This is a genomic window from Sporosarcina sp. Y1004, from assembly GCF_057669665.1.
The window spans coordinates 113,964-134,275 of sequence record NZ_JBYHFQ010000009.1; the positions used below are offsets into that span (position 1 = coordinate 113,964).

Annotated in this window: 19 protein-coding genes and 1 other annotated feature; of the genes, 7 read left to right on the forward strand and 12 right to left on the reverse strand. The window is 40.2% G+C overall.

Annotation, left to right across the window (positions count from 1 at the left end; all coding sequences use genetic code 11):
- Positions 1-198: 198 nt before the first annotated feature.
- The 3 genes from AC25Y6_RS08840 to AC25Y6_RS08850 form a co-directional block, all read right to left on the reverse strand.
- Positions 199-918 (reverse strand): pseudouridine synthase, encoded by a 720-nt coding sequence (locus AC25Y6_RS08840; protein WP_482099840.1) that lies wholly within the window; start codon positions 916-918, stop codon positions 199-201.
- A complete protein-coding gene (locus AC25Y6_RS08845; protein WP_488142732.1) occupies positions 918-2,540 on the reverse strand; it encodes a putative polysaccharide biosynthesis protein in 1,623 nt (540 codons plus the stop codon). Before AC25Y6_RS08845 ends, AC25Y6_RS08840 begins: the two co-directional genes overlap by 1 nt.
- 550 nt (positions 2,541-3,090) lie before the next feature.
- A complete protein-coding gene (locus AC25Y6_RS08850) occupies positions 3,091-3,402 on the reverse strand; it encodes a hypothetical protein (protein WP_482105067.1) in 312 nt (103 codons plus the stop codon).
- Positions 3,403-3,723: 321 nt separating this feature from the next.
- Between AC25Y6_RS08850 and AC25Y6_RS08855 the strand changes: the two genes are divergently transcribed.
- Positions 3,724-5,007 (forward strand): BaiN/RdsA family NAD(P)/FAD-dependent oxidoreductase, encoded by a 1,284-nt coding sequence (locus tag AC25Y6_RS08855; RefSeq protein WP_488142733.1) that lies wholly within the window; start codon positions 3,724-3,726, stop codon positions 5,005-5,007.
- Between the two features lie 95 nt (positions 5,008-5,102).
- On the opposite strand, the gene leuS is transcribed toward AC25Y6_RS08855, so the two are convergent.
- The 3 genes from leuS to AC25Y6_RS08870 all read right to left on the reverse strand — a co-directional run bounded on the left by leuS (position 5,103) and on the right by AC25Y6_RS08870 (position 9,418).
- Complete coding sequence (gene leuS, locus AC25Y6_RS08860; RefSeq protein WP_488142734.1) at positions 5,103-7,520, reverse strand: leucine--tRNA ligase; 2,418 nt, start codon at positions 7,518-7,520, stop codon at positions 5,103-5,105.
- Positions 7,521-7,783: 263 nt separating this feature from the next.
- Positions 7,784-8,010 (reverse strand) — a binding site (T-box leader).
- 42 nt (positions 8,011-8,052) lie between these two features.
- A complete protein-coding gene (locus tag AC25Y6_RS08865) occupies positions 8,053-8,712 on the reverse strand; it encodes a 3-oxoacid CoA-transferase subunit B (protein WP_482105070.1) in 660 nt (219 codons plus the stop codon).
- Positions 8,713-8,731: 19 nt separating this feature from the next.
- Complete coding sequence (locus tag AC25Y6_RS08870; protein WP_482099846.1) at positions 8,732-9,418, reverse strand: CoA transferase subunit A; 687 nt, start codon at positions 9,416-9,418, stop codon at positions 8,732-8,734.
- Positions 9,419-9,755: 337 nt separating this feature from the next.
- On the opposite strand from AC25Y6_RS08870, the gene mnmL reads away from it, so the two are divergent.
- Both mnmL and mnmM read left to right on the forward strand, forming a co-directional pair.
- Positions 9,756-10,715: a tRNA modification radical SAM protein MnmL/YtqA gene (mnmL, locus tag AC25Y6_RS08875; RefSeq protein WP_488142735.1), complete on the forward strand. Its 960-nt coding sequence runs from the start codon at positions 9,756-9,758 to the stop codon at positions 10,713-10,715.
- Positions 10,712-11,299: a tRNA 5-(aminomethyl)-2-thiouridylate-methyltransferase MnmM gene (gene mnmM, locus AC25Y6_RS08880; protein ID WP_488142736.1), complete on the forward strand. Its 588-nt coding sequence runs from the start codon at positions 10,712-10,714 to the stop codon at positions 11,297-11,299. Before mnmL ends, mnmM begins: the two co-directional genes overlap by 4 nt.
- Before the next feature lie 448 nt (positions 11,300-11,747).
- Here mnmM and AC25Y6_RS08885 read toward each other — a convergent pair whose 3' ends face one another.
- The 5 genes from AC25Y6_RS08885 to AC25Y6_RS08905 form a co-directional block, all read right to left on the reverse strand.
- Positions 11,748-12,479: an SDR family NAD(P)-dependent oxidoreductase gene (locus tag AC25Y6_RS08885; protein WP_482105074.1), complete on the reverse strand. Its 732-nt coding sequence runs from the start codon at positions 12,477-12,479 to the stop codon at positions 11,748-11,750.
- Positions 12,480-12,565: 86 nt separating this feature from the next.
- The gene (locus AC25Y6_RS08890; RefSeq protein ID WP_488142737.1) at positions 12,566-12,871 is read right to left on the reverse strand and encodes a hypothetical protein; all 306 of its coding nucleotides are present in this window, start codon (positions 12,869-12,871) and stop codon (positions 12,566-12,568) included.
- A gap of 22 nt (positions 12,872-12,893) precedes the next feature.
- Positions 12,894-13,349, reverse strand: a complete 456-nt coding sequence (locus tag AC25Y6_RS08895; RefSeq protein WP_482099849.1) for a helix-turn-helix transcriptional regulator — start codon at positions 13,347-13,349, stop codon at positions 12,894-12,896.
- A 190-nt stretch (positions 13,350-13,539) separates the two neighbouring features.
- Positions 13,540-14,214 carry a 3D domain-containing protein gene (locus AC25Y6_RS08900; RefSeq protein ID WP_488142738.1) on the reverse strand — a complete coding sequence of 225 codons (675 nt, stop codon included), beginning with the start codon at positions 14,212-14,214 and terminating at the stop codon, positions 13,540-13,542.
- A 245-nt stretch (positions 14,215-14,459) separates the two neighbouring features.
- Positions 14,460-15,056 (reverse strand): 3D domain-containing protein, encoded by a 597-nt coding sequence (locus AC25Y6_RS08905; RefSeq protein ID WP_488142739.1) that lies wholly within the window; start codon positions 15,054-15,056, stop codon positions 14,460-14,462.
- A 126-nt stretch (positions 15,057-15,182) separates the two neighbouring features.
- On the opposite strand from AC25Y6_RS08905, the gene AC25Y6_RS08910 reads away from it, so the two are divergent.
- The 4 genes from AC25Y6_RS08910 (at position 15,183) to AC25Y6_RS08925 (ending at position 18,794) form a co-directional block, all read left to right on the forward strand.
- Complete coding sequence (locus AC25Y6_RS08910; protein ID WP_482105077.1) at positions 15,183-15,701, forward strand: GNAT family N-acetyltransferase; 519 nt, start codon at positions 15,183-15,185, stop codon at positions 15,699-15,701.
- A gap of 15 nt (positions 15,702-15,716) precedes the next feature.
- The gene (locus AC25Y6_RS08915) at positions 15,717-16,289 is read left to right on the forward strand and encodes a VanZ family protein (protein WP_488142740.1); all 573 of its coding nucleotides are present in this window, start codon (positions 15,717-15,719) and stop codon (positions 16,287-16,289) included.
- A 93-nt stretch (positions 16,290-16,382) separates the two neighbouring features.
- Positions 16,383-17,045 (forward strand): GntR family transcriptional regulator, encoded by a 663-nt coding sequence (locus AC25Y6_RS08920; protein ID WP_482099854.1) that lies wholly within the window; start codon positions 16,383-16,385, stop codon positions 17,043-17,045.
- Between the two features lie 357 nt (positions 17,046-17,402).
- A complete protein-coding gene (locus tag AC25Y6_RS08925; RefSeq protein WP_488142741.1) occupies positions 17,403-18,794 on the forward strand; it encodes an ISL3 family transposase in 1,392 nt (463 codons plus the stop codon).
- 338 nt (positions 18,795-19,132) lie between these two features.
- Here AC25Y6_RS08925 and ltrA read toward each other — a convergent pair.
- Positions 19,133-20,312: group II intron reverse transcriptase/maturase (gene ltrA, locus AC25Y6_RS08930; protein ID WP_488142742.1), on the reverse strand; the 1,180-nt coding region annotated here is incomplete at its 5' end.

Below are 20,312 nucleotides of genomic sequence, written 5' to 3' on the forward strand. Positions count from 1 at the left end.
TTAACCCTGCTTCCGCAGGCATATAGGCTGGCGCCTGCAGTCTGGGCACAATCTTAAGCGTACGCGCCTGACGCCCTCTAAAAAGGCACCCGTGGGCTATAAGCGCAATATCCATAATAGAAGTTATCTACGGTACGAGATTATAGAATTAGTTAAACTATAAAAGAAGCTGAGCCGTATCTAACGGCTCAGCCCTTTTTATTTTTTTGAAATCTGCATGAGCTGTTCTATTTCCTCTACCGTCAATTCTCGGTATGTCCCTAGTGCTAGACTTTCATCCAAAGATAAAGGTCCCATTGATAAGCGTTTTAAGTAGATGACCGTCTTGTCAACCGCCTCAAACATCCGCTTCACTTGATGGAATTTCCCTTCTGTAATTGTTAATTCAACTTCAGAAATGACATCTGACTTCAAAATATTCAGTTGACCTGGCTTCGTTTCGTAGCCATCATCCAATGTAACACCTTCTAAAAACCGTTCAACGTCTTCCCCCGTAACAATCCCATCGATATGTGCATAATACGTTTTCGGAACTCCTTTTTTAGGAGACAATAAATTATGCGTAAGCTTGCCGTCATTTGTCAGCAAAAGAAAACCTTCCGTATCTTTATCTAATCTACCCACTGGAAAGGGTTCAAAAATCTGATACTTTTCATCCAGCAGATCAACAACTGTCCTATCTCTCGAATCTTCCGTTGCAGATAACACACCTTGTGGCTTATTCATCATCAAGTAGATAAATTCTTTGTAGACAACCCGCTCACCGAGTATCGTTACTACATCACTGTCCACATTGACATGCATTGAGGAATCTTTTACTGTATCTTCATTTACTCGAACAGCCCCTTTTTTCATAAGTTGCTTAACTTCTTTACGAGTACCGTATCCCATATTTGACAATAATTTATCTAAACGCATTATTTCCCTCCTAAAAAGCCTAATTTCTTCGTGAATTTAGTCAATCGCTCACCGAACAACTTCTGTGCGAGACCAGTTTTAAGTGACAGATACCCATAAATGACTGCACCAACTGTTGCACATATAAAAATGTACAAGAGAGACTGCATTTTTCCGTCAGCAGGACTGAGCGCCGTCAAGCCTTTCAGCGTAAACATAACCGCAACTAACATAATGATATTTAATATAGCGATTAGGATTAGTCTTCTAAATACCATCTTCGATTTATATTGAAGGGTTTTTGAAATGATGGCAATATTGATGCCTACTGCGACTGAGTATCCAATTGCAGTTGCAAGAATAGCACCATTCGTTTCAAACATTTGAATGAGCGGTATATTGAGTGCAAGCTTAAATAACAGGCCCAGTAAAGAAGTAAACACAATCCACTTATGCCGATCAATACCTTGAAGAATTGCAGCTGTCACTGAATATAATCCGAACAAAACAGCGACTGGTGCATAACTTGCCAGAATTCCTGCTCCGACAGCACTTTCACTATAAAGAAATTGGTAAAGCTCATTTGATAAGATGATTAATCCGATAACCATCGGAACTGTCAAATACAACATAATTTGAAATGTTTGATCAAGTGAACGTGTGATTCCTTTTTGGTCTTTTTTTGCATAATAACTAGTTATGACCGGAATCAAAGCCATTGAAAATCCAGTTGCTACCATCACCGGAATCATAACAAACTTATGGGTCAGTAGATTCAACATCCCTAAGTAAGTATCGGAAACCTTAGACATTCCGATTGATTTCATGGCTTCATTAAATGTGATCATGTCAACGAACTGATAAAGAGGATTGATCACGCCAACGAGAACGAATGGCAATATATAAGCAAATACTTCTGTATACATCTCTTTGAAAGAAATATTACTCGCTGGAGGACTATTCGAAAGCAGATGATCCAGTTCAGGCTTATAGGACTTCCAGTATTTAAAGAGGACTACAAGACCTGCTAGTGCTCCGATAAATGCTGCGAATACTGCAAAACTGATTGCTGCTTTTGGAGATTCATCCAGGACATTAACGACAATAAATGCGCCCCCAAGAACGACAATGATTCTAACAATCTGTTCGACAAGTTGCGACACTGCTGTCGGCTCCATTTTCTGATATCCCTGAAGGAAGCCACGCACGATACTCATAAGTGGTACAGCAAGAAGTGCATAACTAACCCAACGGATAACGCCGGCAATATCATCTATCGTAAATATTTGTTCTTCATCTCTACGAACGAGGTGAGCAATTGGCTCAGCCAATAAATAGAGAGTAATAAATGAAACAATACCTGTCAGCGTCATCACAAGCATTCCAGACTTCAGCAATTTCCGTCCGGTTGCATAATCACCTAAGGCATTATATTTCGAGACATATTTTGATATTGCTAATGGTGCTCCAGAAATAGCGATGGCCAATGCAATATTGTAGGGAATATAAGCGTATTGATATAATCCGATATTTTCTTCTCCTACAATTGCATAAAGCGGAATTAAATACAAAAGCCCAAGTGCTTTAGATAAAAACAGCCCCACCGTAAGTATGGCGGTCCCTTTTACAAGATTTGATGACATAATTGATCCTTCCAATCTCCCTAAATCTACTTAACAGTTTACCCCCACACGCCGTTTTTCACAATGAATAACGGCGAAATGTGTCGAATTGAAAAAACTGTAAGCGTGGTTTACATTATGTATGACGTCGGCATCTTACAAAGGTTTGAGTAAAACGTATAGACCAGTGAAACAAAGGGGCACTCGCCAAATAAAAAATCGCAGAATTCGTATAATGGGGATTAAATTAAAGATCAATTACCCCTCGGCGTAATTGCTTCCAGATTTTGGATCGAGCTTGCTCGATTAACTCCTTTCAAAATCTGTGACATCCGCCAGAGGCTTTTTCTTTGTTCAGCGGGCCTATGGACACCCGCTGAATAGGAATAAAACCCGTATTCATCTCCCGCCTATGGAGGCAAGAGTTTTCTGTAGCTGACGCTTCGCTTTCAGTACAAAAACATTTGCTGAATAAAGATAAATCAGGCTACCTTCATCCATTTAGTCATGGAAAAAGACAACCTGAAGGGAGTCTATATATGTCTCATAACGCAAGGCAAGTTTAATGTGGTTAATCTCGTTTTAACTTAATTTTTTCGTTAGCAATCAGTACACCTTGCTTAAATTCTTCATAGTCAGGCTCTGTTGCGTTTAGGAAGCAAGTGGTAGCAATTTTTTTCGCTATCAATCTCCTGCCTTTCCTGACTATATCCGTTCCTCCTGCATGGCTAATCAGTTTATTATAGATGCGCTGACACTCTTTCTGTTGAAACGCTTCGTGTCTAATTTGCTCTTTCTCTGCGCTTGTTAAATACGTTTTCTCTTGATGTTCAACTTGCTCACTACTATGTCCTTCAACTTCGCTATTTTCATCTCTAGTCATTCAGTACACTCTCCCGATTCTTCGTCAAAGCAAATATACTCATGTACATTAACTTTGCTTCCTCATCTTTAAAATTCAATACATGTACCGTCTCAGTCTTGGTAAAGAAGTTTGCAACCAAATGAAAAACACCATCAAATCCGCTTGAGTACCCATTCTAAGACATCTTCACTTAAATCTCACATGTATGATAATTGTACCACATGCGGTTGCTATTTTTTCATCTGCTACTTTTCTCCTTTTCAACCACCTCAATGCTTTTTAATGATGCTGTGTTAAACTAATACTTAATAATTCATTACCGAAAGGCTTGATAATACAATGACTACTAATTATGTTGATGCAGACGTCATCATCATTGGCGGAGGCCCATCAGGATTGATGGCTTCAATCGCTGCTGCTGAAAACGGAAGGAAAGTTCTCCTGTTTGAAAAAGGTAAAAAACTTGGCACTAAACTGGCCATCTCAGGGGGCGGACGTTGTAACGTTACAAACCGTTTACCTCAAGAAGAAATCGTTAAAAACATTCCAGGCAATGGACGTTTTTTGTACGGTCCCTTCGCCGTTTTTAATAATGAAGACATCATTACCTTTTTCGAGGGTCTTGGCGTTGCATTAAAAGAAGAAGATCACGGTAGAATGTTCCCCGTTTCGAATAAAGCAAAGGATGTTGTCAATGCATTGCTTGAAGAAATGGATCGTTTAAATGTTGAAGTGAGATTAGAAACGCGCGTAAAAAAACTTTTGATGAATGAAGAACAAATTCTTGGTGTCAGACTCGATTCTGGCGAGGAAATCCGCTCGCATGCTGTTGTTGTAGCGGTCGGTGGAAAAGCGGTTCCTCAAACCGGTTCAACAGGCGACGGCTATCCATGGGCGGAAAAAGCCGGCCATACCGTGACAGAACTTTATCCAACAGAAGTTCCTTTACTATCAAATGAACCTTTCATTGTCTCAAAGGATCTACAAGGTCTTGCGCTTCGTGACGTGGCGGTATCCGTCCTAAACGCCAAAGGCAAGAACCTTATCACGCATCAAATGGACATGTTGTTCACCCATTTCGGCTTAAGCGGTCCTGCGATTTTACGATGCAGTCAATTCGTTGTGAAAGAACGGATGAAAAACGGCAACAAGCCCGTTGAAATGAGAATCGACTCAATGCCTGCACTGAATGAAGAAAAAGTTTTCCAACTGCTCAACACATCATTAAAAACGGATTCAACGAAAGCCGTGAAGAATGTGTTAAAAGGAATTGTACCTGAACGCTGGATGCTGTTTTTATTCGACCGGGCGGGAATTGACCCAGCTGAAACCGGAGCCCAGATGCAAGTAGAAAAAATTCGTACTTTGACGAAATTATTAAAGGCTTTTTCAATGAACGTCAATGGTACTCAACCAATTGAAAAAGCATTCGTCACAGGCGGTGGGGTCTCTGTCAAAGAAATCGTTCCAAAAACGTTAGGTTCCCGCAAGAAAGAAGGACTCTACTTCTGCGGTGAAATTTTGGATATTCACGGCTATACAGGCGGTTATAACATCACTTCTGCACTTGTTACCGGCAGGATTGCGGGCATGAATGCAGGACAGCACGCGACTGATTTATAAACATTGAGAATAGAAAAACTATACGCCAGATTCAAGAAACCCAACTAAAAAAATCCGCCGGAAGAGATACATCTCTTTCGGCGGATTTTCTTTCTTTATCCTACTGCAACAATATTAATAAGTCTTCCTGGAATCGCGATGACTTTCTTCACTTCTTTGCCTTCAAGAAGTGTTTTCACATGTTCATCTTCCAGTGCAAGCTTTTCAAGCTCATCCTTCGTAACATCTTTCGATACGATGATTTTAGCACGCACTTTCCCATTAATTTGAACAGCCATTTCGACAGTATCATCGACAAGCTTCGATTCGTCATATGTTGGCCAAGTTTCATACGTCATCGTCTCCGTATGGCCCAACTTCTCCCATAGCTCTTCTGCAAGATGGGGTACCACTGGAGAAATCATTTTCACGAAACCTTCTACATATTCTTTTGGAATTGTATCTGTTTTATAGCCTTCGTTTATGAAAACCATCAACTGAGAAATCGCAGTATTATTACGCATTCCCTCAAAGTCTTCCGTCACCTTTTTCACTGTTTGATGGTAGACCTTTTCAAGTGCCCCACCTGTTTTTCCACCAATTTTCGTACTTAGAGATCCATCTTCATTGACAAACAAGCGCCAGATTCGGTCAAGGAAGCGACGAGCACCATCGAGACCATTTGTCGTCCATGCTTTTGAACCTTCTAAAGGTCCCATAAACATTTCATAAAGACGTAGTGAATCTGCCCCGTGTGAATGAACAATATCATCAGGATTGACAACGTTGCCTTTAGATTTCGACATTTTCTCATTGCCTTCACCAAGAATCATTCCTTGGTTGAACAACTTCTGGAATGGCTCTTTCGTGTGTACAACACCGATATCGTAAAGTACTTTATGCCAGAAGCGTGCGTAAAGCAGATGTAGAACCGCGTGTTCTGCGCCGCCTACGTAGATATCTACAGGCAACCAACGTTTCGCAAGTTCAGGGTCGATGATCATCTCATCGTTATCCGGATCGATGTAACGCAAGTAATACCAGCAACTTCCCGCCCATTGCGGCATCGTATTCGTTTCGCGGCGACCTTTCATACCTGTTTCAGGATGTGTCACATTTATCCATTCCTCGATGTTTGCAAGTGGAGACTCACCCGTTCCACTTGGTTTGATATTATCCGTTACCGGTAATACGAGTGGTAAATCCGCTTCTTCAACAGGTGTCATCGTGCCATCTTCCCAGTGGATAATTGGAATCGGCTCGCCCCAGTAGCGTTGTCTTGAGAACAGCCAGTCACGAAGACGGAATGTAATCTTCTTGTCGCCTTTGCCATTTTCAACAAACCAAGCGATCGCTTTTTCAATTGCTTCATCTTTCCCTAATCCGTCAAGGAAACCTGAATTGACATGTTTGCCATCTCCAACATACGCTTCTGCAGAAACGTCGCCGCCTGCTACAACTTCAATGATTGGAAGGTCAAATTCTTTTGCGAACTCATAGTCACGCTCATCATGTGCAGGAACCGCCATGATTGCACCCGTTCCGTAAGTCGCAAGAACATAATCAGCGATCCAGATTGGCATTTTTTCACCGCTTGCAGGGTTGATTGCGTAAGCCCCCGTAAAGACACCAGTTTTTTCTTTCGCAAGATCTGTTCGTTCAAGATCACTTTTCATTTTCACTTCATTTAGATATTTTTCGACTGCATCTTTCTGCTCTGCAGTAGTCACTTGTTCAACCAATTTTAATTCTGGTGCAAGCACTGCATATGTCGCACCAAAAATCGTATCCGGACGTGTTGTAAATGCTTCAAACGTCAGATCAGTTCCATCAATTTCGAACGTCAGCTGCGCCCCTTCTGAACGACCAATCCAGTTACGTTGCATATCCTTCAAGCTTTCCGGCCAGTCCAGTTCATCCAAATCTTCAAGAAGACGATCTGCGTAATTTGTAATACGCAGTACCCATTGGCGCATCGGACGTCGCTCGACTGGATGACCGCCACGTTCTGACTTGCCGTCAATCACTTCTTCATTCGCTAAAACCGTACCTAGTGCTGGGCACCAGTTAACAGCTACTTCATCAACATAAGCCAAGCCCTTGTTGTAAAGTTGGATGAAAATCCATTGCGTCCATTTATAATAAGATGGATCCGTTGTATTAATTTCACGGTCCCAATCGTATGAAAATCCGAGATCATTCATTTGACGTTTGAATGTCGCTATATTCTTCGCTGTAAATTCAGCGGGATCATTTCCTGTATCAAGCGCATATTGCTCGGCCGGAAGTCCAAAGGCATCCCAGCCCATCGGATGAAGGACATTATAGCCCTGCTTCCGTTTGAATGAACTTAAAATGTCTGTCGCGATATAGCCTAGGGGATGCCCAACATGGAGACCCGCCCCCGATGGATATGGAAACATATCTAACGCAAAGAACTTCGGTTTTGATGGATCATCCATCATTTTAAATGTTTTATTGTCCTTCCAGTGCTGTTGCCATTTCTTTTCAATTTGTCCGTGATTATAACTCATTTACAATTCCTCCTATTTAAATCAATTGCGCCTCGGCATAATTGCGTCCAGATTTTGAATCGAGCTTGAGGCCTACAGGGGGGAAGGATTGAACTACATCCTTCCTTGTAGGTCATGCAGTCGTTGCGACAGGACGTCGCGAAATTAGACTGCCCTCTTAACTCCCTTCAAAATCTGTGACATCCGCCGGAAGCTTTATTTTCATTCAGCCGGTGCATGAACACCGGCTGAATGAAAATAAAAAACTCCCGTCCCTTAAAAAGATAAGGGACGAGAGTACTATAGATTCCCGCGGTGCCACCCAAATTGACGGAAAAACCGCCCAACTTGATTCCTTAACGCGGACAACGGCACGGGTTACTGATTTACTGTTTAGTAGTTCACCAATGCAGGCTCCGAGGCGAGTTCATCTCCGTCATACAGGCTTTCACCAACCGCCTGCTCTCTAAAATCGACAGCAAAGATTACTATTCCTCATCTACGCCAAAGCTATTGCTTCTAGTTTACCCGAATTGTGGCACTTTAACAACCTTCATTTCACGCCTTCAATAACGTCTTTTACAATTAATTCAGCTTCCGTCGAATCGATAACTTCTTGAATTGTAAAACCCTCAAACACTTCTTTCAATTCAAGTCCTTCAGGAGTCACATTTATTAAAGCACGCTCTGTAATTATTTTATGAACGACTGCTTTACCTGTTAACGGTAGCGAGCACTCTTTTTTAATTTTTGCTGAGCCATCCTTTGCAACGTGGTCCATTATAACGATTATTTTGCGAGCGCCATGAACGAGATCCATCGCGCCTCCCATTCCTTTAATCATTTTACCAGGAATCATCCAGTTGGCGAGGTCTCCATTTTCGGAAACCTCCATGGCACCTAGAATGGCAACATCGACATGTCCTCCGCGAATCATCGCAAACGATTCTGCACTGTTAAAGTATGCAGAACCTGGAATTGATGTGACCGTCTCTTTTCCTGCGTTAATCAGGTCCGGATCGACTTCATCGGAGCTCGGATAAGGTCCGATACCCAGTAGTCCATTTTCTGATTGAAGCACGACTGTTTTGTCCGGCGAAATATAGTTTGCGACAAGCGTTGGCATACCTATTCCAAGATTGACATAGTTCCCATCTTCGATTTCCTTTTCAGCCCGTCTAGCAATTCTTTCCCTTACATTCACTTCTCCCATATCACACATTCCCCTTTCATTAGCGAGTCGTCAGACGCTCAATTCGTTTTTCCTGTTTAGCTTGTAGAAGTCCTTGCACATAGATACTCGGTGTATGAATTGCTGCAGGATCTAAATCTCCCGTTTCAACGATTTCCTCTACTTCAGCAATCGTGAACTTCCCTGCTGCCGCCATCATCGGATTAAAGTTTTGTGCTGTTTTATTGTAAATCAGATTACCAAATTGATCGGCTGTTGCTGCACGGACAAGTGAAAAGTCTGCGCGCAACGCTTCTTCTAGGACATATTCTTTGCCATCGTAAATCCGAACTTCTTTTCCTTCAGCTACCAATGTACCAACACCGGCCGGCGTGAAAAATGCCGGAATACCAGCTCCGCCTGCACGGATTTTTTCGGCTAACGTTCCTTGGGGCGTTAACTCGACTTCAATTTCACCGGAAAGCACTTGTCGTTCAAATTCTTTATTTTCTCCCACATATGAGCCAATCATTTTCTTAATCTGTTTATTCTTTAGTAGAAGTCCAAGTCCCCATTCATCGACTCCACAGTTATTTGAAATGACAGTAAGGTCTTTTACGCCTTTTTCAACTAGTGCTAAAATGAGCTGTTCAGGAATCCCTACGAGCCCAAATCCACCAACCATTAATGTTGCGCCATCCTCTACCTGTGCAACAGCATCTTTTGCTGACTTATAAATCGGTTTCATTTTACATCCCCCTTTTAAATATTGCTAATTAAGTCACAATTATCTATCCCTTCAATTAAATCATTCTATAGAAGATCTTGCAATGAAAGCATCTAATCATAATGGTATTAATCATTTCTAAATTTAATAAAAGTGAATTTTCGATGACGTTAATAAACATCCCAATAATGAGATGCCATACTTTCTAGATAAACAGACCGCCTCTGTTCACACTCAAAGCAACTGATGCTAATGACTTTCTTTATATTCCGACAAGACAAACACCTTATGTTCCATAATTCAAATGTTACTACAATGTAAAACCATGATATAATCAACTGTTAGAGGAGTGAATGAAGTGGATAAATTGAACTTACCATTCCCTACTGAAGGGAAACGATATCATACATGGTCACGACACTTAAAGGATGAATTCGGATTTAAAGTGATGAAAGTTGCACTTGATGCAGGTTTTGATTGCCCCAACCGAGATGGTACGGTCGCTTTCGGTGGCTGTACATTTTGCAGCGTTGCAGGTTCTGGTGATTTTGCCGGAGATCGTGTTGACCCAATCGAGGTCCAATTTGCAGAGATTAGTGAAAGAATGCATAAGAAATGGAAAGACGGCAAATACATGGCTTATTTTCAGGCGTATACAAATACACACGCTCCACTCCCTAAGTTAAAAGAGAAGTTTGAAGCAGCATTGGCGCAAGAAGGTGTTGTCGCATTGTCAATCGCGACGCGTCCAGATTGCTTGCCCGATAATGTTGTGGAGTATTTGGCAGAACTGAATGAACGTACTTATTTGTGGGTTGAACTAGGACTTCAAACCGTCCATGAAAAGACCGCAAATCTTGTCAATCGAGCTCATGATTTCAAATCATACGTAGAAGGTGTCGAGAAACTGCGTAAACATGGCATCAGGGTATGTACCCATATCATTAATGGTTTACCACTTGAAGATTACGATATGATGATGGAAACTGCACGTGAAGTTGCAAAACTTGACGTCCAGGGTATAAAAATTCATCTTTTGCATTTATTAAAAGGGACACCAATGGTAAAGCAATACGAAAAAGGTCAGCTTGAATTTCTAGAAAAGCAGGAGTACATTGATCTTGTAGCTGATCAACTTGAAATCCTCCCCCCTGAAATGATTGTTCACCGTATTACAGGCGATGGTCCGATTGAATTGATGATAGGACCGATGTGGAGTGTCACAAAATGGGAAGTATTAAACGGCATTGACAAAGAACTCGAACGTCGTGATAGCTGGCAAGGGAAACATTACAAAAGGGCGGTCGAATTGATTTGAAGTTGCATCGGATTCTCCCTTTTGCAAGACAATTATTCAAAGATACAGTTCATGTAGGCGAAACCGTTATCGACGCAACGGCTGGGAACGGGAATGATACACTTTTCCTAGCAGAACATGTCGGTGAAACTGGCCGCGTCTTTGCTTTCGATATACAGCAATCCGCACTCGATTCAACTGCTGAACATTTAGGCGACTTAAAAGAACGGGTCTCACTCATATTGGATAGTCATGCGAACGTTGAAAAGTACGTCGATGGGCAAATTGGTTGTGCGGTCTTCAACCTCGGTTATTTGCCACATAGTGAAGATCTATCGATTGTTACACAATCAGAATCCACAATTCAAGCTATCCACAAGATGCTTGGATTGTTAAAAAAAGGCGGTATAATTGCGATTTCTGTCTATGATGGACATGAAGGCGGCGCTGAAGAACGGGACGCACTTTTAGATTATGTAACAAGTTTGCACCAGGCAGACGTACACGTAATTCGTTACCAGATGATCAATCAACGAAATAACCCTCCATTTTTGATTGCTATGGAAAAAATGAAAGACTTTAAAATAGTTAAACAAGTGGAATAAATAAAAGGTTGCTCTGATTGTTATTAAATCAGTTGCAACCTTTTATTATGTCTTTAATTAGAAATGGAATAGCTGGAAATATTGTATCTTGAGTCACGGCTGTTGATTAACCATAAAATAACTTGATCAAATACTGAGCACTACGTGTAGAATTGCTTTTGGTTCGCTTTGAATTGAACAACTTCTAAACCATTATCGAGAAGTCTTGAAAAGTAGGGATGTGACTTCGTCGCATCCCTATTTACGTGCGCCCAGCATGGGCGCACAGTGTGGCTAGACGTGATGGAGTCACTTCTAGCCACATTTGCTCCTCGGTAATAGTGTCGTAATTATTTCGCCGAAAGCGAGCCGGAAATAGTCCCATGAAAATGGCGATTTACAATCCCTTCTCGCCATTTTTTATGCTAGTTAATGGCTATTCAATACGCGTCATATTAAGTTCAACTATTCACTTTTCATAATCCCGCAAATCGGCAATCGGATCTATCGTTTTCAGGTCTACATTCTCCATAAACTTTATCAGACTCGTGGCTGTTTGTGCTGCACTGCTTAACAAGCCTTTTTCTTTGTAGTCTATAAAACGCCCAAGGAGTGGAAATGCCTCTTCCTTACTTCCCCGAATAGTCTCCTGCATATCGGTATCAATAATGCCCGGCGCGATAGATACAATTCCCACGGGAAACGCCGCACTTTCCTGTTCTAGTGTGATCACGCGCGAAAATTGATCAAGTCCGGCTTTCGTTGTGCAATATGTCCCCCAGCCTTCATAAGCATTGCGGCCCGCTCCGGAAGATATATTCACAATTCGCTTCAATCCTTCACAATCTTTTAATTTCTTAATGAATGCATTTGAAAGAATCATAGGAGCTGTCAAATTGAGCGCTAAAGCACTTGTCATTTCTTCTGCATTCACTGTCCCAATCAAACCTATGGGGTCAACCGTTCCGGCATTATTAACAAGTGTGAATGAAGTAATTTTCTCCGGAGCGGTAAATAAAATTTCATCCATAAGAGTTTCTAGCATATCTGTTTCAGTAAGATCTGCTTCGACAAACTTTACCCCATCCAGTTCCCTTACAGTGCGTGCAATTCCAATAACATAATGTCCCTTAGCACTTAATTGTTTTATAAGCTCATAGCCAATCCCTTTTGACGCACCTGTAACAATATACATATTCATTCATTCCACCCTTTCTGTATACATACTCAACAAAAATTCCATGTTAATCATTTTAATAATTTTCGAGAAATCAATCTTACTAACAGCTATCCTATCAGAAATACGAACGAACTAATTATAACTGCCCCATCTCTGCCAACGGGTTTAAACCAACCACCGTTATCAATGAAATTTGAAGCCAACAATAACGATACTATCCCAGTAACAATATTGACTAAGAAAACATACCTTAATTTTATATTTCTCGATAATAAACCTGTTACTAGAATGAATAATATAGAACCAACAAATAGAAATGTTGCTTCCTCTCGCTTAATATGCTGCCCATATTCATAGTAGTGAAATAGGAAAGATACCGGTATTAATGAAACAATCAACCATAGTATTTTCATGAACCCCCTCATAACTATCCATTCACTCCCCAATCGACAACTCGCTTAAACGCATGATAGCTTCATGCTCTTCAAACGAACTAAACCAACGATAATTATTGTTATCTAAAATTCTATAATGTTTGCTGATCACATTTTGTTGCAATCGAAAATTCCCTTTACAATCAATTTCATTCCACCAAATTCTGCCCCCCATGGATTTATCTCTTGGCCTATCTATTCCGTTATGTGCAAGTGTTTCAATGATTTCTAGAGGTTCATCCCCTAAAACAGACCGCAAAATTTCACTGTCCCTGAATAATGCACAAACCGTAATTACAGTTGTCCAACCCGCTAACGTTCTTCCTTTTTCGATTTGAATAAGTGTCTTTTTTGAAATACCTATAATGTCTGCCATTTTCTCTTGTGAATAACTTTTTTCCAACCGAATTAGTCTCATTTTTATTGAAATAATTTCGATTACCTGCCCTTTATTCATCATTTCCATCTCCTAGGTTACTAATAACACCAATTAGTGTAATTTTACACCTTAATTTATTATATAGCAAATATATGCAAACAAAAATAGGGCTATCTATATAAACCGTAACTCAATTGGAGGTACAGTTTATATACTAGCCCTTATCATATTTACACGTTCAAATTATGTTTTTGACGTAAAAATACACTTATTCGATAATAGATAATTTAACGGTTTTGCGTCCCCATTTAAATGCTTCGTTCTTTGTAGGAATGAAGACATCGATTTTATTCCCTTTGATGGCACTGCCAATGTCACCTGCGATTGCATATCCATATCCTTCGACAAAAACTTTTGTACCGAGCTCAATAACATTCGGATCAACTGCAATCACCTTCAGATTTGAATTTTCTCTTAAGTTAATACCTGTTTTCGTTATACCGGAACAACCGCTACAATAAGCTGTATAAGCAGTTGCTGTTACGGTGAACTCTTTGACGACATTAGTGGCAGCTGAACGCGATACAATCTTTGAAGTAGGCTTTTCTGCAGCTGCGGTTGATTCCCCACTTGCCTTTGCATTTGAATCAATAATTATTTCTTGATTTGGAGATATTATATTCGACTGTAAATTATTACTTGATTTAATATTTGCGACTGTTGTATTATGCATTTTAGAAATATTGAAAAGCGTGTCTCCCTTTTTAACTGTATAGTTTGAAGTTGATGTAGATTCCTTCTTTGTTTCATTTAACATTTTGGGTGTTTGGTATAGCGTATCTCCGATTCTAACTATATCTGTTTGAGATGATGCATAAACCGCCTGTGCTCCACCAACCAATAAAGCGATTGTCAATACTTGTGCCAAAAGAAAGTTTTTCATTTACTCGTCTCCTTGTTTTGTATTCTAAGGTGTCAGCTTCCCCACCTTGTATTACAAGAACGTTACAACGAGTTGTCTTTTTCATTACAAATAACCAAAAAAGCCCATTAAATTATTTCTCTAGAATCGAAGCGGTTTATAACCAGAATCAACATTTCTCTTATTGTAGTTAATCAAGGTGCGATACTATGTAACTTAGCAACTCACAAAAAAGCCATTATCCCAATTGGAATAATGGCTTTTTGTTATTTAAGTATTTTTATTTTCACGTTTTTTCGGCCCCATTTAAACGCTTCGCTTTTTGTCGGATAGAACACATCGATTTTATTTCCTTTGATGGCGCTTCCTGTATCGCCGGCGACTGCGTAACCGTAACCTTCTACATATACTTTTGTTCCGAGTTTAATGACTTTCGGATCGACAGCAATTACTTTCAAGTGTGGATTACTTTTCAGGTTAATACCTGTTTTTGTAATCCCCGAACATCCATTACAACTCGCAGTAAAAGCACTTGCTGAAACCGTGAATTCTTTAACTACATTATCGGAGTCTGACCGAGATGGTGTTTTTTTAGTGGATTTGACTGCTTTTTTGGGTGTAGCTTTCTTCTTAACTACTTTCCCTGCGGAAATGACTTTCAGTTTCATATTCGGGTGTATTGTGTTTGACTTGAGGTTATTCCATGATTTCAACTTAGAAACAGATACATTATGAACCTTGGCAATTTTATATAACGAATCGCCTTTCTTCACTGTGTAACTTGAAGATGCTGCCATGCTTTCTTGAGCACCGCTGACTAGCAATGCCATCGTAAGAACGAGTGTCAATAGAAGTTTTCTCAATTTTTCTACTCCCTGCTATTTAGTCTATAATTAATACTAACAATCGTTTATTACAAGAACATTACATTTAGCTACCTTTAGCGTTACAAAAACAGGACACATATTACAAACAAAGAGAGGTATGTAATGAAAAAAATATCTATTCGTAATGCGACAAGAAATGACACCAAAGCTGTTACTGAACTACTCGTGAAAAGTCACTGGTTCACATATGATAGGCTATATTCCAAAGATTATATTAAAAAATTGATTAAACAATATTACAACGTGCAACGTATTGAACAGGAAATCGTCTCAATTAGTAATGAGTGGCACGGTTACTTTATAGCTGAAATGAATGGGAAGATTGTCGGAGCAATCGCTGGCGGTATGACGAATAGTAATTCTGGCGAAATATATGTCTTTTATTTGGATCCTGAAATGCGTGGAATGGGAATTGGTACACGTCTACTGGATTTTGCCACTAAAATACAAAAGCATTCATATGGGGCAAGCGAGCAGTGGGTTTCTGTCGCAAAAGGAAACGATTACGGCATTCCTTTTTATGAGGCACGCGGATTCATCTTTCAATACGAAGAGCTTGCATATGGTACATCCGTAGAAGATCAAGATATATCATTGAAGTATAAGCGATACATAAAATAAAGTTAGGTGAATGCGATGACAACTATAATAGGATATATCTTGGAAATGACTCCTTATTTACTAATTGCTTTGCCCTTGATACTGTTTCTTCGGATTTTTTACAATAAAATCCATGGTCCCGAGGAAATTAATCGGTTCCACGAAACCGGTGTCGTTGTCTTTCTTTTATTCATAACTGCGGTATTATCTCAAACAATCCTAACCTTTCTCTACACAGGACCAGTTGTTACACGTACTTATTCAAATTTAAATCTAATACCTTTCAGAGTTTTCCAGGATAATTATTATGCCATTACAGAATTAAACTTTTGGCAGCCGTTCATCATTAATTTTTTGGGTAATATATGTATCTTTGTGCCAATCGGCTTTATGGTTCCATTATTATGGATCAGGTTCAACCAATTTTGGAAAGTTGCACTCGTCGGTTTCCTTCTCTCTTTTTTTATAGAGGCAACTCAATTATTTCAGGCTCGAAGCAGTGATATCGATGATTTATGGTTGAATACAGTAGGTAGCATACTTGGTTACAGTGCCTACCGTATTGTTGAAAAGTATTTCCCTGCATTTGTCCGTCTTTATAAAAAATAAAAATATCGAACGTAATATATTGCATATCTTCCAACCAGCTTCAATTTATTGTATACTAGAGAAGCGACGACAAATACAGGATGGTGATTCACAATGCCGGTACCGACAAATCATGCAATGCCGCTTCGAGTTTCAGCGAAAGAAAATGCATTTAACCAATTACAGCAATGGATTATTGATGGTACTTTACATCCAGGTGAAAAGCTGAATGATACAGAACTCGCTCAGGCTTTGGGCGTTAGCAGGACACCTATCCGGGAATCCCTGCAACTGCTCGAAGTACAGGGATTTGTGAAGATGTACCCTGGTAAAGCAACGCAAGTGACAGAAGTGGAAAAAGACTCCATCACAGACCTTTTACCACCGCTTGCCGCGTTACAAGCATTATCCGCTGAATTGGCAATTCCCCAGCTAACAGAAGAGACGATTAACTTACTTGATAGCACGAATAGAAGATTCGCTCGTGCAGTCTATACGGAAGATTATTTTGCAGCATTGAAAATCGACGAAGAGTTCCACCAGATCATCGTTGATGTAGCGAACAATTCATACATCACAACAATGGTAGCATCACTTCAAGCACACGTCAGACGATTGTTCTTCCATAACTCGATTATTTTGACTGAAAAGTCGATTGATGAGCATGATTTAATCATCAATTCAATGAAAGAACGAGATGCTTTGGCAGTCTCCTCTATTATGCGTGGAAATTGGTTACGTGCAATCGAGGAATTTCATTCTATAAAATCCGAATAAATGTAAAAGGTTGTACAATAAATGACGTTGGTGAAAGAAAACCCCCATCCCTTTTAAAGGAGATGAGGAGGATCTTCACTAACGTCATTTTTTATAAATATATGGGACAAAGTAATCCTGCTACCCGCTGATTTCCGTTCCGAGCGGACGCTTTCCGCGGGCACGGCCTCAGCCTCCTCGTCGCGAAGATCGCGCTCCTGTGGGGTCTTCGGCTCGCGCTGTTCCCGCAGGAGTCGCCGCTCTGCACTCCAATCAGCTAGAAAGTGTAGGAGTCATAAGTTCAATATAAATAGAAGACAAGTGAGATTCCCTGTAGAATAAAAGTCGACCAAAACCATCTTCCAGGAGGGAATTCACTTGTCATGTTCTAATAGTATTAAATCTTTGCTTGATATTCAAGACGTAAACATTAATGTTGACGAAAATTGTGTAAAAGAAGGAACCTATAAAGGAAAAAGGTGTAAATACATTTCCGGGAAGTTAACCTATACTCCCACACATTGCGTGAAATGCGGCGTGAAAAATACCGACTTTACATTCTATAAAAACGGGACACAATTATCCAGAATCACCTTACCCATTACGGGTATAAATCCAACCTACCTACTTCTACAGAAACAACGTTTCATGTGCCAAGCCTGTCAAAGCAGTTTTACTGCTAAAACGCCTATTGTTCAACGGAATTTTTTTATTTCACAAAATGTGAAAGCGCAAGTCATTTTAAAGTCTACCGAAGCACAATCGCTTACGTCGATCGCGAGGGATTGTTCGGTATCACCTGCAACCGTTCAACGACAAATTAATCAAGCCGCAAAACAATTTATACCCCACTACAAAGTACTACCTAAGCACCTTTCTTTTGATGAGTTCAAATACGCAAAAGGTGAAATGGCCTTCGAATATATAAATGCGGAATCAGGAGACATATTGGATATCCTAGATAGACGAAATAATCTTACGATTAAGAATCACTTTATTGTGAACTACAGTTTGACTGACCGTCAACATGTGGAAACCGTAACAATTGATATGAATGCAGGTTATGTAAGTGTGATTAAAGAATTATTTCCACGGGCAAAAATTATCATTGACCGATTCCATCTGGTTCAACTGATTAATCGCTCTATGAATAAATTTCGTATTCAAGTCATGAATCAACTAAGAACGTCTAATGGGGATGATATGAAGAAATACCGTCGCCTTAAGCGTTATTGGAAACTATTATTAAAAAAACGTTCAGAACTATCCAGCGTAGAATATAAGTATTACTCATTGTTTGGACAACGTACAGGACAAAGTATTGTAGACGAGATGTTGGATTATGATCCTGCACTAAAAGAGAACTATGAACTTTATCAAGAGATAATGGAATTCATGTCAAATAAGAACTTCCCGGCACTATCGTCTTGTTTGACAACACCTGTTTCACCTTTTATTTCAAATTATATGAGTACGAATTTAAAAACGTTGAGAAAACATCTTCCGTTTATAGAAATTAGTTTTATTTACCCCTATAATAACGGAAGAATTGAGGGGAATAACAATAAGATTAAAATATTGAATCGTGTCGCCTATGGATATAGAAACTTCCAGAACTACAGAAAACGAATCCTTTTACACTTTAAGTTAAAACCATCGGTTAAACAGCAAAACAAGGACAATCCCATTTTGAAGCTGCATAACATTTATGTGGGTTTTATAGGTTTGAAATTCATTTGTCTATTTTCGTGTCCTATACAAGTGCAATAGTAGTTGTTTGGAGTGCAAGATGGCGACTCCAGCGGGAACAGCACGAGCTGAAGACCCCACAGGAGCGTGCTTTTCGCGACGAGGAGGCTGAAGCCGTGCCCGCGGAAAGCGTCCATCTGGAACGGAAAACAACGGGATACATGGAGGACTATATGAAAAAGGACTATCCTAAAAAATCAGCTTTACTGACTTCTTGGATAGCCCTACAATAACTAAATTATGGTTGGCTACTATTCTTCGCCAACGTCATTTGACAAAGAACCAATCGAGTAGGAGGGAGTGATTAACTCCCGACCTCTCACACCACCGTACGTACCGTTCGGTATACGGCGGTTCAATTAAGATTGATGACGCAAAGTTTCGTAACGTGATAATAGACTTTTGAGCCCTTGGGAACTCCAGTAGGAGTTTCCGAGGGTTCTATGTAATACGGGACTTTTAGAAATTCTCCAGTAACTTTTACGTGAGTTACCCCATTCGTATGCCTTATCTTTCGGCGCACCTAATCCAATGAGTTTCCTCACTTTCGTACTTGGCTTTTTCCAGTTCTTCCACATACACATCCGGAGTCTTCTTTTAATCCAAGAATCGAATTTAATGAACACGCTTGGCGTATCTGCCAATGCGAAATAGCCACACCAACCCATCAGATATTGATTTAGTTTCTTTATCCGATATTCCATGGGATAAGGTTTCTTCCTTGAAGTGATTTCGCGAATTTTATTCTTCATCCGTTTCACACTTTCTTTGGAGATGCGAACCTTCGGTTCTTTACCAATGGTGAAACTGAATCCAAGAAATTTCCTCTTCCATGGACGGTCAACTGCAGATTTACGCAGATTCACTTTCAACTTAAGTTTCCCTTCAATAAATGAAGTGACAGAACTCATGACCCGATTACCCGCTCTTTGTGTTTTCACATAGATGTTACAGTCATCAGCGTATCGGACAAATTTATGTCCTCTTTCCTCCAATTCTTGGTCTAGTTCATCAAGGACAATATTGGAAAGTAATGGACTGAGTGGGCCACCTTGCGGCGTACCTTCCTCACTGGTTGTCACGATACCATTTATCATGATTCCTGATTTCAAATAGTCACGGATTAGCTTAAGCAGACGTTTGTCTTCGATTCGTTTCGAAAGTGTTCCCATTAACCTATCATGGTTCACTTTGTCGAAGAACTTCTCCAAGTCTATATCGATTACCCACCGATTACCTTCCTGTATATATCCTTTCGCTTTCCTTATTGCGCCGTGGGCGCTTCGCTTTGGTCGAAAACCATAGCTATGGTCGGAAAACGTTGGATCATACAAAGTAGATAATACTTGGGCAACGGCTTGCTGAATGAGACGATCCGTCACGGTAGGGATACCTAATAACCGCACGCCACCGTCAGGTTTCGGGATTTCGACCCTGCGGACAGATTGCGGCTTATAAGTACCCTCAAGAAGTTCCATTTTCATGGATTCCCAGTGTTCCAAGATGTGCTTTCGTAGGTTTTGTACGGGCATTTCATCT